15 protein-coding genes are annotated in these 16,612 nt (G+C 34.1%); 8 read left to right on the forward strand and 7 right to left on the reverse strand.

The features are described from left to right. Positions 1-3 precede the first annotated feature (3 nt). The 3 genes from QNI15_RS20420 to QNI15_RS20430 all read right to left on the reverse strand — a co-directional run bounded on the left by QNI15_RS20420 (position 4) and on the right by QNI15_RS20430 (position 1,923). The gene (locus QNI15_RS20420) at positions 4-594 is read right to left on the reverse strand and encodes a DUF4134 family protein (RefSeq protein ID WP_314033245.1); all 591 of its coding nucleotides are present in this window, start codon (positions 592-594) and stop codon (positions 4-6) included. Continuing rightward, positions 594-908: a DUF4134 family protein gene (locus QNI15_RS20425; RefSeq protein ID WP_314033246.1), complete on the reverse strand. Its 315-nt coding sequence runs from the start codon at positions 906-908 to the stop codon at positions 594-596. Before QNI15_RS20425 ends, QNI15_RS20420 begins: the two co-directional genes overlap by 1 nt. A 70-nt stretch (positions 909-978) precedes the next feature. After that, positions 979-1,923, reverse strand: coding sequence for a hypothetical protein (locus tag QNI15_RS20430; protein ID WP_314033247.1), 945 nt, complete (start codon positions 1,921-1,923; stop codon positions 979-981). 296 nt (positions 1,924-2,219) lie between these two features. On the opposite strand from QNI15_RS20430, the gene QNI15_RS20435 reads away from it, so the two are divergent. The 6 genes from QNI15_RS20435 to QNI15_RS20460 all read left to right on the forward strand — a co-directional run bounded on the left by QNI15_RS20435 (position 2,220) and on the right by QNI15_RS20460 (position 9,038). Continuing rightward, on the forward strand, positions 2,220-2,651 hold the full coding sequence (locus QNI15_RS20435; RefSeq protein ID WP_314033248.1) for a hypothetical protein: 432 nt from the start codon (positions 2,220-2,222) through the stop codon (positions 2,649-2,651). A 39-nt stretch (positions 2,652-2,690) separates the two neighbouring features. Continuing rightward, a complete protein-coding gene (locus tag QNI15_RS20440; RefSeq protein ID WP_314033249.1) occupies positions 2,691-3,803 on the forward strand; it encodes a lanthionine synthetase C family protein in 1,113 nt (370 codons plus the stop codon). A 36-nt stretch (positions 3,804-3,839) separates the two neighbouring features. After that, positions 3,840-4,148: a transposase gene (locus tag QNI15_RS20445; protein ID WP_314033250.1), complete on the forward strand. Its 309-nt coding sequence runs from the start codon at positions 3,840-3,842 to the stop codon at positions 4,146-4,148. Between the two features lie 5 nt (positions 4,149-4,153). Next, entirely contained in the window at positions 4,154-5,065 is a 912-nt protein-coding gene (locus QNI15_RS20450; RefSeq protein ID WP_314033251.1) for an IS3 family transposase, read from the forward strand. Between the two features lie 385 nt (positions 5,066-5,450). Then, complete coding sequence (locus tag QNI15_RS20455) at positions 5,451-7,649, forward strand: peptidase domain-containing ABC transporter (RefSeq protein ID WP_314033252.1); 2,199 nt, start codon at positions 5,451-5,453, stop codon at positions 7,647-7,649. Between the two features lie 105 nt (positions 7,650-7,754). Next, positions 7,755-9,038, forward strand: a complete 1,284-nt coding sequence (locus tag QNI15_RS20460) for an HlyD family secretion protein (protein WP_314033253.1) — start codon at positions 7,755-7,757, stop codon at positions 9,036-9,038. A gap of 130 nt (positions 9,039-9,168) precedes the next feature. Here QNI15_RS20460 and QNI15_RS20465 read toward each other — a convergent pair whose 3' ends face one another. Together QNI15_RS20465 and QNI15_RS20470 are read right to left on the reverse strand one after the other, a co-directional pair. Further along, a complete protein-coding gene (locus QNI15_RS20465) occupies positions 9,169-10,638 on the reverse strand; it encodes a S41 family peptidase (RefSeq protein ID WP_314033254.1) in 1,470 nt (489 codons plus the stop codon). Between the two features lie 165 nt (positions 10,639-10,803). Then, positions 10,804-10,962, reverse strand: a complete 159-nt coding sequence (locus QNI15_RS20470) for a class I lanthipeptide (protein ID WP_314033255.1) — start codon at positions 10,960-10,962, stop codon at positions 10,804-10,806. Between the two features lie 497 nt (positions 10,963-11,459). Here QNI15_RS20470 and QNI15_RS20475 point away from each other — a divergent pair, with 497 nt between their 5' ends. Both QNI15_RS20475 and QNI15_RS20480 read left to right on the forward strand, forming a co-directional pair. Beyond that, on the forward strand, positions 11,460-12,464 hold the full coding sequence (locus tag QNI15_RS20475) for a sensor histidine kinase (protein ID WP_314033256.1): 1,005 nt from the start codon (positions 11,460-11,462) through the stop codon (positions 12,462-12,464). 14 nt (positions 12,465-12,478) lie between these two features. After that, a complete protein-coding gene (locus QNI15_RS20480; protein WP_314033257.1) occupies positions 12,479-13,225 on the forward strand; it encodes a LytR/AlgR family response regulator transcription factor in 747 nt (248 codons plus the stop codon). A 72-nt stretch (positions 13,226-13,297) separates the two neighbouring features. Here the strand turns inward: QNI15_RS20480 and QNI15_RS20485 are convergent, their stop codons facing one another. Beyond that, complete coding sequence (locus QNI15_RS20485) at positions 13,298-13,459, reverse strand: hypothetical protein (RefSeq protein ID WP_314033258.1); 162 nt, start codon at positions 13,457-13,459, stop codon at positions 13,298-13,300. Between the two features lie 100 nt (positions 13,460-13,559). Further along, a complete protein-coding gene (locus tag QNI15_RS20490; RefSeq protein WP_314033259.1) occupies positions 13,560-16,610 on the reverse strand; it encodes a lantibiotic dehydratase in 3,051 nt (1,016 codons plus the stop codon). Positions 16,611-16,612 lie beyond the last annotated feature (2 nt).

The following is a 16,612-nucleotide window of genomic DNA, read 5'->3' on the forward strand; positions in this document are numbered from 1 at the left end:
ACATTATTTGAAAAAGACAATATGAAGAATATAAACACATACGCATACTGCGACAAGTGACAATCCCCAGTTGGTAATTGATTTACCTGCATAGCGATCTCCTTGTTGCATAGCTTTGAATTTTCCAGGAAGTACCATTAACCCTACTATACCACAAACCAGATATACCATTTTACTTATAATTGAATAGGAGCTGTTAACCTTATTTGTCGTCTTCTGAAGGTGCTCTCCAAAATTAATCTGAGACATTGAGTATGAGTCCCTAACCAGTAAGGATAGAAAATAGGTACAACAGGCAATCATTAAAAGGGACAGACACCATGTTCTGGCATTACGTTCTCCGTGCGCATCTCCTTCATTCATTTTCTGGAACACCAAGGCAAGGTTATAGAGGCTAAGAATGCCACAAACGACGTAGATCAGAAGAACAAGCGTATCAAAAACTCCTTGATTTCTGACAAAACGTAAATAATATCCTGCTAAGCTTTCTGCTTTTGCAGAAGAACTTAACAGAATAAAGCCTGTCAGGATAAAAAAGGGACGAATAGAGTAGGGGAGGGTAAAGCCTGTGACTAACCTTGCTTTTTGTTTCATTAATTTCCAAAAAAGATTAGTTGAAGAACATATGCCGCTACCGCTGCAAATACTAATGAGCCTCCCCAGTTTAACATACTTTTTCCTGCGTCCGGATCTCCTGATTGCATTTTTTGATACTTACCTGGTAAGACTGACAAGCCAATAACTCCACATACTACATAGATGAGATTTCTAATGGGTATGTACATGCTCCTCATACTATTGTTTGTTGTCTGAAGCTGACCTTTAATTACCTCAATTTCATCCTGAGCATGAGCTGTGATAATACAAAATAGGAAAAGGGCAGCAAGAATTAGAACAGGCTTTTTCATTGTAATCTGATTGTTTAAGTGAGAATTATTTAAGTGAAAGTTTGGTATGTATAGAAATTGTGAATAGTGGTTAATCGATGATTATTGGGTTGGACTCCGCCACGCCGCTAAGGATAGCTTCGATACTTTCTAATGCAGAGCAGTACTGCTGATCCGTTTTCTGAGTAAGAATTGCCAGTCGTTTTATTTCTTCCCTTTGGCTATCTTCTTCTAGTGGCATATTGCTTAGTGATAAGTCGCTATGCTTTTGCAGTTTTTCAGCTAAATCACCAACAGTGAAAGAGCTATATTTCTCTATTAGCAAAGAATCTGCTAGTAACAAGAATTGATTTGTGACCACTTCATTTTCAAAAGCATCAATCTTTTTTGAGCTGTTTTTAGTGTTAAATGAAGTAGTCATTATTGAAAATGACTTTTTTTCCTCTTCTTCTATATATTTATCTACTGTGGTTTGTGCTCCGTTCTCTGAAGATTGATCCGATAATTTAAGTGCTTTAGCTTGAGGAGCTTCGTGGTGATAGGCATTGTTTTGAAAATGCTCACTCTGAGATTCTTTACTTTCCCCCCATTCATTCGGAAATGTTTCACTTGGAGAGGATTCGATTTTAGATGCTCCACTCTGATATGTTTCACTTTGAAAAGATTGATGCAAAGAAGTAGAAGAGTTATCTGACTGATGATTTTGTCCAAACTCAACTAGAGAAATACTAGGTCTGGCGATAATACTACTATCATCTTTATCTAATTCTTTAAATGATTTTGAACCTCCTGTCTGATAACCTCCTGTCTGATAGCCTTTTTTAGACACCGATGCATAGCTATTGTTGTTTCCTCCTTTTTTGAATCCAAATAGCCATACCCAATGTGCTATAATGACAATAGCAGCAAAAATGAGAAAGTTAGGCACTAATGGAATCATTACTAAATGTGCTGCTAATAGAGAAGTTGCTAATAGATGTGATGCAAAGTAGCATGCTGATAATAAAGGGAATGCTAATAAACATGTTGTCATCATTGGTATTTTAGATTAGGTGAAACAATCCTGCTTAAACTCTCAATTGCTTTACTAGCTGAGGAGAGGGAGTAGATAGATTGAAAGTAGTTTTGTTACGACTACTTTTCAAAAGTAGTTTAATTACGACTACTTTTGCAAGAAAAAAAATGTTTATTTTTTTGTACGGTGAAAACAGGCTCTTTAGGAGTGTGAATAAAAAAATGATATTATTACAGCTGGAAAAGTAAATATGAAAGGCGGTAGTATATGTGCATTATGCTGCTTTGCTTGGATAATGAGAACCTGAGATAACATTTATGGAAAAGATCGTGCAATTAGTTAATAATGTACCTAGCGTCCGTTCATACACCCAATGTGTAGCCATTGCACAGGCTCACTTAAGAGAGATCGCAATGGTGCATGGGCAACTTAAGCAATGGTGTATAGAAAAGGCAATTGATTATAAGTCCACTGTAAAGATTAAAAATGGGTCATTATCATACTATGGGCCTATTTTGCTTCAGAAAATATTAGTTGAAATTGGGTATCGTGTTACCATTAGCCGACAATTTAAATCTGATCAAAAAGTAGAAGATTTATATATGATTGAAAAGCTTCCCTCCACGCCTGAGATTCCTTCTACGCCTGAGATTCCTTCGAGTGTAGCTAGTAAAGAAGACAAAGTTAAAAAAGACAAAAATCCTAAAGAAAAAGGTACTAAAAAAAAGGAGCCGAAAGGGAAAGAATAAATAGTATTTGATTTTTTATTTGTTACCAATTTAAAATAGTTGAAAAAAGCTACTATCCCAATTGATAAAGAAGAGTTGGATGAGTTTATCAAACAAGTAGAAATTTATATTGCAACTCATTACAACCACATTAGTTTAAATTCTGTATCTCTTGTTGATGGTAGTGCAGGAGTACTGTTATTCTATGCCTATTTATACCAAACCTATCAGCAAGGTGAATATTTTGAAAAGTTCTCGGCCTTATTAGAAAGTTCTATTGATTTTTTAGAACAGTATCCTACAGACTCTTCTCTGGCTTATGGCTTTACCGGTCTTTTCTGGGTTATTCAACATCTGATCAATAATGGTATCCTGCAGCAAGAGACTCAACAGATGTTAGAGCCTCTGCTGGAAACGGTTATACAATCCTGTAAGTCAGATTATGAAACTGGAAATTTTGATCTTTTAGTTGGTCTGATTGGGAAGGGAGTTTATTTTATGGAAGGATATTATTTAACTGAAAATAAAAATGCATTAGAGCAGACTGTTTATTACCTGAGCCAATTGGCATCTTCTATTCCCTATGTTGCCAGTAAAAATACATCTATAGCTTACCTCAAAAATCAATCAGAATATACAGCTAAGCCACATACAGCTAAGGGACAGGCAGCTAAGCCAGAACATTTTTCTGTTAATCTGGGGATGGCTCATGGCGTTCCTTCAATTATCTCTTTTCTTAGTAAAGTTCATCAAAAAGGGATTGCTACATCATTGTGTAGAAATTTAGTTGATTCAGAAATACAAGCCCTTTTAGCAAATCAAAGTCCAAGGGGTATTTCTTTATTCCCAATAAATAGTAACTCTACAGCAGAAAGCAGGCTTGCCTGGTGCCATGGTGATTTAGGGCCTGCATTATCACTGTTTCATGCTGGTTTAGCATTTAATAATCAAAGCTGGACAGATTCCGGTATTGAAATTGCTTTATTAGCATCAAAGAGGACTATAAATAATTCAGGCATTATCATGCATCCAAATATGTCAGTATACGACACAGGATTTTGTCATGGAACTTCTGGCGTCGCTCATATCTTCCATCGTTTTTATCAAAGTACAGGCCTTGATGAGTTTAGCAAATGTGCTTTATATTGGTTAGATCATACTGAGATGGTCTAGAAAAGTGAGACAGAAAACTTGCTTAATTTAGCAAGTATGAACACAAAAAAACACAAAAGGCTTCGTCGTAAATATGACCAGGATTTCAAAGTAGAAGTATTGAAAATGCTCGATTCTGGCCAAAGTGCATCTCATATCTCCCGTTCTTTGGGGATTGGAGAAAATTTAATTTATCGCTGGAAAAAGGAGTCTAAGCCGCCATTGCCTTTACCAGAAATGGAGGGGGCAGCAAAGTTGTTACAAGTGATGGAGGAAAATGAAGCGCTACGAAAACAACTTAAACGAGTAGAAATGGAGCGAGATATTTTAAAAAAAGTTGTCAGTATTTTCAGCCAGACCGAATAGAATGTTTGCACTTGATTAAGTTGTTGGAAGCAGAATTTCCTGTTGATATGCTGTGTGAGTTGTTACAAGTGAGTCGTGCAGCCTATTATAGACATCGGAAACGGCTTACCTTTCAGACAGAGCAAGTTGAACAGACACCAGTGGAACAACAAGTAAAGCAAGTTTTTGTTGATCATAAAAGGCGATATGGAACACGAAGGATACAGGCCGAATTAAAGGCACAAGGAATCCACATTGGTCGATGGAAAATACGTAAGTACCTCAAAAAAGAAGGATTACAAGCGATTCAACCCAAAAGCTTTGTGCCTAAAACGACGGATTCGGCTCATGGAAAACGTAATTCGCCTAATTTATTATTGGACTTAGATGGCAATCGAATTTTCCAGGTACAGGCAATTAATAAGGTTTGGGTAGGAGATTTAACCTATTTACCTGTTTGTGATGGTTCATTTTTGTATTTAAATATTTGGATCGACTTATTCTCCAGAAACATTGTTGGCTGGCAATTACAAGAAAGTATGGAAGAAAGTTTAGTAATTGACTCATTAAAAAAAGCAATATTGAATCGTAGACCTGAACCGGGATTAATTGTTCATTCAGATCGTGGAAGTCAATATGCATCCAATAACTTTCGTAAACTACTTACCAAGCATAAATGTAGACAAAGCATGAGCCGAAAAGATAATTGTTATGACAATGCTATTGCTGAATCATTATTTTCACGATTGAAAACTGAATTACTGGAAGGTGGAGTTTTTCTCTCACTAGAAGATGCCAAAACGGAGTGTTTTGAATACATTGAAATTTATTACAATCGAAACAGGAAACACTCCGCTTTAAACTACTTGAGTCCAGTAGAATTTGAAGAAAAGTACAATTCAACTATTGTTTCACTTGCAAGTGATTTGTCTCACTAAATTAGACCACCTCAGACAGTCCAACAACTAACACATTCACAAATCTCTACTTTACAAATATCAGATACTAAACAATCTCCTTTAAGGATAGCAAGATTCGAACCTGTTTTTCCATTTGATCCAATACCTTCTTTAGGCAAGGTCATTACTACTGATTTTGAATGGAAAAGCTGCTCAACCTTACTGGAGGGTGCTGTCGGTATTGCTTTGACTCTTTTAACATTTCGAAATCCTGAACTTTCCTGCTGGGATTCTCCTTTTATGACCGATATTCATCATCAAGTTTCCTAAGATTCAATCGTGTTACTCTTCTCTCAGTTACAAATCATCATCTTAGTTACCTATCTATTTATATATCATTATAAGAACATCAACCTAATTGCACATGGCTTCTTTTCCTTTCTTTAAGCAGCTTGATACCATGGATTGTGGCCCAACTTGTTTGAGAATGATTTCAAAATATTTTGGGAAGTCCTATACACTCCAACAACTCAGGGATAAGAGTGGTCTGTCCAGAGAAGGAGTTTCATTACAAGGCATCAGTAGTGCAGCAGAAAATATAGGGTTCAGAACTTTTGGTGCTAAGTTGTCCTTTGATGTGCTACAGGATCAGGTACCCTTACCCTGTATTGCTCATTGGGATCAAAGTCATTTTGTAGTAGTTTACAATATTTCAAAAAAAGGAAAAACTACTCAAGTACATCTGGCAGATCCAGCCTCGGAGCTGCTAACTATAAGTAAGGATGAATTCCTTGAGAGCTGGGCTAGTTCTTCTTCGAATGGACAGCTGGAAGGAATAATTCTGGCACTTGAGCCAACTCCCGCTTTTTATGATCAGGAAGAGTTTACTAATACAGGTCTTGACCTGAGCAAGTTGTTTTCCTATTTGATTCCCTATAGAAAGCTTCTCTGGCAGTTAGGATTAGGACTGTTCGTAAGTACTCTACTTCAACTGGTGTTTCCTTTTCTTACTCAATCTATTGTAGATTTTGGAGTAAATACTCAAAACCTGAATTTTATTTATGTTGTTCTTGCTGCACAATTGATGCTTTTTGCAGGGCGTACATCTATTGAGTTCATTCGTAGCTGGATACTACTTCATATTGGGTCACGTGTAAATATATCACTCTTGTCAGACTTCCTTTTTAAGCTGATGAAGCTGCCTCTCTCTTTTTTTGATACAAAGATGTTTGGTGACATTATGCAGCGAATTCAGGATCATGAACGGATTGAGCAACTTTTGACATCTACAACCTTACAGGTAGTATTTTCTTTAGTAAATGTGATTGTATTTGGCCTGGTTTTGAGTTTTTATCATCTTCCACTGTTTTTGGTATTTTTAACAGGTACAGTACTATATTCACTTTGGATTTTTTTGCTTTTAAAGAAACGAAGAAAACTGGATTACAAGCAGTTTAATCTCGATGCTAAAAATCAAAGTAAGATTGTACAGCTCATCTCCGGAATGCAGGAAATCAAACTTTCAAATTCAGAAACAATAAGACGATGGGAATGGGAGATAATACAGGCAAGTTTATTTAAACTGAAAGTGAAAGTACTTGCCTTAAATCAATATCAGCAGGCCGGCGCTTTTTTTTTAAATGAAGGTAAAAATATTCTAATAACATTTCTTGCTGCAAAAGCAGTTATTGAAGGCCAGATGACACTAGGTGCCATGCTTGCAGTACAATATATTATTGGCCAACTTAATAGCCCAATCGAACAATTACTTGGATTTATGCAAACGCTTCAAAATGCATCTATCAGTATAGAGAGATTAAATGAAATCCATACCCTTGAGGATGAACAGATTCAAGGAGCACCTGTTTTGTCTTATCTACCAGATCAGAAAAGTTTGCATATTAAAAATCTTAGTTTTTCTTATCCTGGCAGTATACAGCCCATTCTTACTAATATCAATCTACATATTCCACAAGGGAAAGTTACAGCAATAGTGGGCATGAGTGGGAGTGGAAAAACGACACTTTTAAAATTATTATTAAAATTCTATCTCCCTACTACAGGTGAGATAAGATTAGGTGATGCCAATTTAAAGTATCTATCACACTCTTTATGGAGGTCACATTGTGGCGTTGTCATGCAGGATGGATATATATTCTCAGATACTATCGCTAAAAACATTGCCCTGTCAGATCAATACCCGAATATAAGCCGCTTGTTGTATGCAGTGAAAATGGCAAACATAAACAGTTTTATTGACTCATTACCATTAGGGTACAATACTATAATAGGAGAGGAAGGTAATGGATTAAGCCAGGGACAGAAACAACGGTTTTTGATAGCAAGAGCTATTTATAAAGATCCATCATTCATCTTTCTCGATGAGGCAACTAATGCACTGGATGCTAATAATGAGAGCATAATTATCAATAATTTGACACAGGTATTTAAAGGAAAGACAGTTATTGTTGTAGCACATCGATTAAGTACAGTTCAACATGCTGATCAGATAGTAGTTCTAGACAAAGGAGAAATTTCAGAGGTTGGTACTCATCAGCAGCTTACCGAGTTAGGAGGAAATTATTACCAATTAGTTAAGAATCAGTTGGAATTAGGGAATTAGTTTTGCCCAACCTTTATCTCTGTACTTTATACTAAAGTTTAAGAGCAAGTTAGAAATATTCTAAGAATATCCCGAGTGAGTGTTAACAATAACAGGAGTGAGTGTATGGAGAAACAACCAATTGAAATCAGAAGCGAAGAAGTAAAAGATATTATCAGTTATGTCCCTAAATGGATTGTCAGGTGGGGAACAACTGTCTGCTTTATTGTTTTGCTTATACTGGCATATATAAGCTGGCTTGTCAAATATCCGGTTGTGGTCAAAGGAGAATTCCGTTTAACATCTGTCAATGCTCCAAAACCAATTATTGCACGCACAGATGGAAAACTTGTAAAATTATTTGTTTCTGATAACAGAAGGGTAGATGAAAACTCGATACTGGCCTTTATTGAAAGTACAGCTGATCATGATCAGGTACTGCAATTAAGTAATAGACTTGATTCTGTATTAGCATTAGTAAAGAAAGGGAAAAGTGAAAGTTTAACTGATTTACCACCTGTTTCCTTTTATCAGTTAGGTGAAGTGCAGGCTTCCTACCAAACTTTTGAAAGTGCTTATCTGGAATTTCTTTCTTTCCTATCGAACGGATTTTACTACTCTAAAAGAGATGTTCTCCAAAAAGAATTGCTCGATTTAAACCAAAGTGAGCATAACCTAATGGAGCAATTAGACATAGAAAATAAAGAGTATGTGCTTGTCAAAAAAGAGTATGATGTCCAGGAGAAGCTTTTTAAAGAGAAGGTAATCGCACCAATGGAACTACACAGAGAGGAAGCAAAGCTTTTAGCAAAGCGGAAGGCTCTTAAGCAGGCAGAGAATGCATTAATTAATAGCCGGTCAGAGCTAAATTTAAAGGTAAAAGAATTGTTGGATCTGGAAAGACTTATTGGCCAGCATCAAAACCTTTTCCTGCAATCACTCAATACGTTGCAAAGTAAAGTGGCAGAATGGAAAAAGAACTATTTATTAATTGCACCTGCTAATGGATATGTTCGATTTTCATCCTTTTTAGAGGAAAATAGTTCTGTAAAAATAGGACAAGAAGTATTTTATATCTCTTCTGAGCAATCAAAGGTTTATGGTCAGATGGAAGTAGCCCAATATAATTTAGGTAAGGTTTCAAAAGGACAAAGAGTATTAGTAAAGTTGGAAGGATATCCTTATGAAGAATTTGGTATTCTGGATGGTACCATTAGCTATATTTCCGAAATCCCAACTGCAAATGGATTTTATCTGGCTAAAGTAAATCTCAATCATGGATTGAAAACAAACATTGGAAAAATATTGGTATATCGGAATGGAATGAAAGCCAGTGGTGAAATTATTACTGAGGACTTAAGATTATCGGAACGAATTTTTTATCAGTTACGAAAAATAACGGATATATAAGAAAAGCTATAACTGGCATTTGCAATTTTAAAGAGGTTTTAAATCTATTCTTTCACCATAAGAAATCCAACCTAAGGAGTATATAAAAAAAGCCCTGTCAAGGGCTCTTACTGATTCTATATATAACATTTTATTCGGATTTTGAAGCAGAATCACTAATTTGTTTCATATGCTTTCTAACCAATTCTACCCAGTTTTTATTCTCTTCAAGGGGTAGTTGAATATCCGCTTTAAGTATCTCAGAAGGGGTTGGAATTTTTAATGCTCGGTTATTCATACTCAGTGGATAACTCAGACCAAGCAAACCGCATGGTAAGGAAAGTGTATTGACATCCAAAGAATGAACACTACCCATAGTCTGAGAACCAAAAATAGTTACTTTTTTACTTTGCTTTGCTTCTAGAACAAACAACTCAGTTGTACTTGCTGATAATTCGTTAATGATTATACCTATCTTTTCAGGATATTTATATATATTACTCATCTTCGTAGTATCTCCTGGAAAAGAAACTAGCCCACCTTTATTGTTTTTAAGCCTAGTGATTATTTTTCTATATTCTTTTCTGTTATCCTCTGTTAATTCCGGATAGGCGAGTACCTCCTGATGTGCTGCGATATTGTCTTCAGTAGCTAAAACACTATAGCCATCCTTAACAATAGGGTTGGTATATAAGAATGGGATAATCTTTTTGTAACTGGGTGTTGTGCCCCCTATATTGTTTCTAAGATCAACTATAAGATTTTCAGTGGATAGTATTATTTTACGATTTCTATCAATAATACTATCAATAATGGGCTTATACTCTTTTGCAAAGCTTGGTATAGTGAGTAAGCAAGTTTGATTATCTAGCTTTTTAAATCCAAAGTCTGTTGTTTCTTTAGATTCTGATTGATTTATAGATGTACTTTGTGGAGCGGGAGGATATATTTTTTGAAATATGGTGCCGGAATATTGTACCTTGAATGATGTATTAGTGAAATTTTGAAGCGAAGTATGATATACGGAATGATCTCTTGCAAAAAAATCAGTGGTATAAGTGTTATATCCTTTTTTTATTTCTAGTTTAACCTGATGGGGCATCCAATATAAACTATCAGCCTTACGAATAAAGCCAACAAAGTCACGATTTGTGGTTTTGTCAGCAATGATAGCTATCTCATAATTTGTACCTGGTATTATCCAGATTCCTTCAATGGGGTCAATATCTTTAGAATTTAATTTTTTTAACAGGTCACTTTCTTTTATTATTATTGTCTCCGTTTTTGAAAACAGTAATGGAATTTTTGTTTTATCTTTTACTGGTTCGTTTATATATACAACAAGGTGTTTATCATTAAATTGATCTGTATATTTTCGCAGGATCTGAAGACAATTAGCATAACCATTTTTTTTTGCTATATCTGTCAGGCTGTCAACCAATATCTTATATCTCTCTTTAACTACTTTCTGATTTTTAAAGGCAAAATAATTTTTTTCCACCTTTTCAATTAAAAATTGTAAGTCATCATTGCATGTACAATCTTGGCCAAAACAGGTTTTGGGCTGTAGATTACATACACATAAAATTGTAAGTATAAGATAGAATCTGTTTTTCATCATAATCGGCACTTTAGGCAGTCAAATTCAACGCTAGTTGAATGTTTGAAAATTATTTCACATATGGTGGAAAGATTATTTTAAAACTTAATTTATGAAAAAGTGATTGAAGAAAAAGACAGTTTTTATCTTCAATCACTTTTTCATAAATGGAATAAATTATAAACTCTACACCGTGGGAGGAGGAATTAATGTTTGACAGCTTCTGAAGTCTGAAGGATTACCTCCTCTACCTCCTTTGACAGATTTGAGATCTTTTGAATCTAACTGGGTTATAGTTTCTTTGTTTAAAGAAAGCTTTTTGATTGAAGCAGTTTGTTTTTTCATGAAAAAATGGTTTAGCAGATTTCTAAAAATATACTTAATTAGGAAAATGATTTCAAAAGTTAATCTTTCATGATCTGAGATACAAATTAGTTTATCTCAATTATTGGATTACCCGGACAGATTCTTGTTTTCCAAGTATTAACTTGTGGATTATAGTATTATAAAAGCTTGGATTTAAGTTAATACTTGGAAAACACACATTCGTATATTCAATCCCTTAATTAAGATCCTCAAAAGTTTATTATCTATATCCTTTTTTGATAAAAAACGTTTAAATCTCATATAGCCTGAATTAGTCTAGTTGGTATGAGTTATATGGGGCATTCCTGCTATATACTTCTTAATTACAAACCACACGTACTTTCTGAAATATGATAAAGCAACATACTATCTATTTCAGTTCAATCCATTCTATGTTAAAATTGGAGAACATTTTCAAACAGAGAAAAACGATTTTTAAACATGTATTAATATGGGGTATATACTTTGGATACTCCATGTATTTAAATCATTTGTATTATAAACCAGGTGCTCCTATTCACATATGGGATAAAGCTTATTTTTATTCTATCCTGGCTGGAGTTTTCTATACAAGTTCCTATTTTATCCTTCCTAGATTTTTGAGAAACAAACGCTATGTGTCCTTGATTGCCTATAGCTTGGGTTTGTATCTAGTATATGCATTCTTAAGTTGGTTTCAGGATTGGCATTTGTACAAATGGTTAGATCCAGGATCAGAAACGCCTCCTTTTGATTTAAAATTTTTCCTTGTAAAGTCAATCTACACATTCGCACAATTTTACTTCTATGGTTTTGGATACTGGTTCGCCATTGAATCTGTTCAGCGTGAAAAAGCAAAAGTACTTGCAGAACAACAGAAATTACTTGCAGAACAGCAACGCTCGAAAGCTGAGCAGGAAGCATTACGTGTTAAACTTGCTTTTTACAATTCTCAGTTTAATCCACATTTTCTTTACAACACCCTTAATTCCTTCTATAGTATGGCTTATGATACAAATGAAAGATTAGCAGAGGGAATAATGAAGTTATCTGAAATGATGAGGTTTTTTTTGCAAGGGAATTCTGAAAATGTGAAAAAGATCTCTTTATCAGATGAAGTACATAATATGCGAAATGTTATTGATTTGCAGCAAATGCGTTTTAAAGATCAACTTTATATACATCTGAATATTGAAAATGAAGATGAGATGGATCATAAAGTTATCTTGCCTCTCATTCTAATAAACTTTGTTGAAAATGCATTTAAGCATGGAAAGCTCACAGATCCCATAAATCCATTGATTATAAATCTGTCCGCTCCTAACGGCACTATTCATTTTTTTATAAAAAACAAGAAAGGCCGGAAGAGACGCATCATCTCAACAGGTTTAGGCCTAGAAAATGTAAAACAAAGGTTGGATTTAACTTATCCAGGGAAATATAACCTAGAAATTCGAGATGAAGAATTTGATTTTTCCTGTAGTTTATCAATTCCTAGCTAATAACTATTTAATGTATGAAGTGTATAATTGTAGATGACGAAGCTCTTGCCGTTGATTTATTGGCTAAATATGTCGGCTTGATACCTGATTTAAACTTACTTGATTCATTTACAGACCCTTTTAAAGCATTACAATATATTTATAACAATGAGGTTGATCTAATCTTTCTCGATATTGATATGCCTGATATAGATGGATTTGATTTTATGCAACTTGTGGAAGGTAAAGTTAAGTTACTTCCTTTTTTTATTCTTACTACTGGTCAACCACAATATTCTCTAGATGGTTATGAGTTTAATGTAACCAGCTATTTATTGAAACCAATTCCAAAAGAAAAATTTATTAAGGCTGTACAAAAAGTCGCTCAGTTAAAATCCACCTATTCTCTTCCCTTAAATAAAGAAGTTGGGAGTGATTATATTTTTGTACAAACAGAAAACAAAGGAAAATTACTGAGAGTTAATTTTAAGGATATTAATTATGTAGAAGGGGAAAAGAACAATATATCAATTTATACTGAGAATGATAGGATTGTATTGAGTCGCAACTTAAAAGATCTTGAGGATCAATTACCTAAACATCTTTTTGCACGTATTAACCGTTCATATATAATATCAATTGATAAAATATCCTCTATTGAAAATGAAAAAGTAATTATACAAAGGAAAGATAAACATATACCTATTAATATTGGAATTACCTTTAAAGAAAGATTTTATAAACAAATTGAAAGCGCGATTTTTACGAAAAAAATTCTTTAATCTGTGTTCTCTACTCCAGATAAGTAGTCAAGTTATTAACTTAACTACCTATTTATTTACTAATAGTTGGAATTATGGTTGAACATCTTTTAGTGGAGGACCATTAGTTTTACAAGTTCTTGCTATACTTCCTCCTTTTATTTTGAAGGCATGATCTTCTGTAAGTCTTTGCGCATCCAAATTTTCAATTGTTTGCTTGTTTAAAATTAACTTCTTTAGCTGTGTTTTTTTCATAGGATGATGAATTTATATAAAAAATGTTACTACTTAACAAGGTAAAAGATTAATATAAAAAATACTCTTTTTAACATAAAGTTTTTTCTGTTATTCGGTTTTATGGGGTTCTATTCTGAATAAGTTTGATCTTTGCGGTAAGAGAAGAATAGTATTGAAATAAAAAGTCATAGATCACTAATTCATGTGCTCTTTGCTTAGAGCGTATAAAACGAATTAAAAACATATGAACATAACTGGCAATTAGATCTATTAATTGATGAGATTGATTATTAGCTCTGAGTTGTGTGATAACTGGCTGTAATAGCATAGTCCGATTATTAAATTCTGCAATTGCTTTAGCTAGTTCTGTATGTTTTAAATGATCAGATTCTAGTATATTTTCGATTGGTTTTTTTTCTGCTCTGTACTTTCTCGCTAACTGTTTTCTTTTTTCAGACGTTTCTATTTTGAATTCTTTTTTGTAAACAAGCTGTAAGTGGTCCATAAGTTCTTTCTTCTGATTGACATTAAGTTGAAAGTCATTCAAGAGTCTGTCAACTCCATAGATAGCTAATTGCCATCTAATCATATTACTATTTTCCTCATCCAACATATCCAAAATATTCACAACAGCTCTACTATCATAAAAAAATATAGACTCACTTTCAGTTATATTTTCAGCCCTATACCTTTCTAATTCTCTTTGATAGGTATCTGTTTGGATTGATCTTATTAAACCAGATTGAGAATAAGATGCAATTGCCTGTGCGAATTCCTGCAAAAGAATACTATAGAATAAGCCAGTTCCATGAAACCGGATACGAAGATGATGGCCGTGTTCTGTATAACGGATAAAAAACCACTTATCAATAACTGCTCTATCTAACCAATCCTGAGCTAATGGTTTGATGAGCTGAGTTAAAATATCATCTGCTGTTTTTACTCCACAAAATATTTTGAGATAAAGCCATTCAGATCCTATGTCAAACCTGCGTTGAATTTTTAATGTATTATTATTTTGAGTATAAATCGAAGAGTCAACAGGATAAGTTGCTGGCTTCTTATAAGAAAGAGGAATGATAAATTCATTAGTAAAAGATCCCTTAGCTCCTTTGATCCAAACATTTTCCTGATTTGTTAAACACTCCTCTACTGTCAATGTTTTCTCTAGCTTGATAAATCCTTCTAATACTTGGCAACTTAATTGATTATGTAAGTCAATGGGAATCTGATTGTCTCCTTCTATTACTGTAATCCATCTAGGTAAATTATATTGTTGTTGGAAGGCTACAAGATCACCTGATTCTAGAGTTTGAGCAAACTGGTTTAATGATGCTTCACTAAAGTGCCAACGTGCTTTGGACAAGACTATTGTCCCAAATTGTACTCTTGGAAGAAAAGGTACTTGACTAAGTACTCCCCAGTTCCATTCAAGATTCTTTATAGTATCTTGGTATTGCAGATCACATAAAAAGTGATATATAGGAAGTGCTAGTATAGTATAGTTATGGGCTGTACTTAATCTAGGAATTACCTGTTTATTTAAACTCCTTGACCATAGAATTACTCGATTGTTTCGAACCATTATAAGTAAGTCATCTAAGCTTATGGTGTGATTCTGGTCTACTCCAGGCTGAGTCAGGATAGGAATTTCGTATTTACGTAGAATAGGACGTTTTGATATATTCCCAACTCTAGCTTGGTTTATATGTACAATTTCTGCAAATACTGCCTCTGAGTTAGTTTCTTCCTCCTCTAAGAGTATCTTCTTTATACTCTCAGTTAAGGTATCATCTAAATGACAAAAACGACCTAATAGATTGGCAGCTGAAGGTCCAGTTGTCGTATAATAATCTATCAAAAAATTTCCATTATCAACGTCCTCTGCCGTAGAAGCATATATAGAGCCCATTACATATAATGAACTGGCTAACTTAGGCTCCTGCGCTTTCATAAAAGACTGTATTTCCTCTGACTGAATGTTTATAACGGTTTTATTGCTTTGAATTGATAAGGAATATTTGTCAAAAATGAACCGTTGCCATGCAGACCAAGAAAAAGTCGAGAAATGTTCTTCTGATTCTGTAAAAGGAATTCCATCTAAAAGAGGGCTAGAGTCTGTTTCCCCTACTGCAAGTACTGGATATCCAATGCCAAATTCTCCATCCAATACTTCTAATAAAGGGACGGCTTGCTGATCAAAACGTTCCTGAAATGCATCTATAAATCTTGTTATTTTTGAAATTTCGTTATTCATTGGTATTCTCGAAAAAATACTAATGAAGCTTATTAACTTATTGATGACACTTTCATTTATAGTATTCTTAGATAAAGGCTTATACATGTCCACCTGAAATAACTGTCCAACTTCAAATGGAACACCTAAATGTTGTAAGTGTTGTTCTATTTTTTTGTAGATATTAATAGCAGAGGTACTGATGAACTGATCAGCCTCCTTCAATAAGTCATTTACCTTCTGCAGGCTTTTTTTTATCAAAGGGTCTGCATTTATTGAGGATAATACTTGTTGAAGATGGATTAAATATTCCTTACCAGTAATGATAGGTTCCAAATTAGATAACAGGACCTGGTTGGTAATTAACTCTTGTATAAAGCATAAAGCTTCTTCCAAACTTATTTCGTCATCAACTATACATTTAGCAAGTTGTTGTTTGCTTGCACCATTTTTTGAAATCTGAATGATTTTATCAATATATTCTGAATTGCTTATAGTAGAAAGGTGATGTGTTCTTGTTCTTTTATTTATGCGGTATTCTATATACCTTAATTGATTACCAACTTTATAAAGAGTATTATTAGGACGGTAAGTTAACTGATCATAGAACTCTTCAGTTTGGTTAAGCATAGATGCAAAAGCACACAAATAATCCATATCCAAACGTGATTTACGCTGATACTTACTTATGTCAACTAACTCGATGTGCGTTTCATTCGAAACTATTGCTGTTGAAACTCCTGCAAATAATCCGAATGGAGTACACCTATAGGACATTCTTAAAAGATATTTTGCTAGAGTAATTTTTACTTTTTCCTGGTCTTTATCTTTCGGTATTTCTTTTCTTAGCCACTCTTGATATTTGTTATATAAATCAGGAGACGAAATAAAAATTGCTTCTGCAACTAGGGGATCTTTGACATGTTTAATCAAAG

Origin of the sequence: Xanthocytophaga flava (assembly GCF_030068545.1) — a bacterium.
In the GTDB taxonomy this organism is placed as follows: domain Bacteria; phylum Bacteroidota; class Bacteroidia; order Cytophagales; family 172606-1; genus Xanthocytophaga; species Xanthocytophaga flava.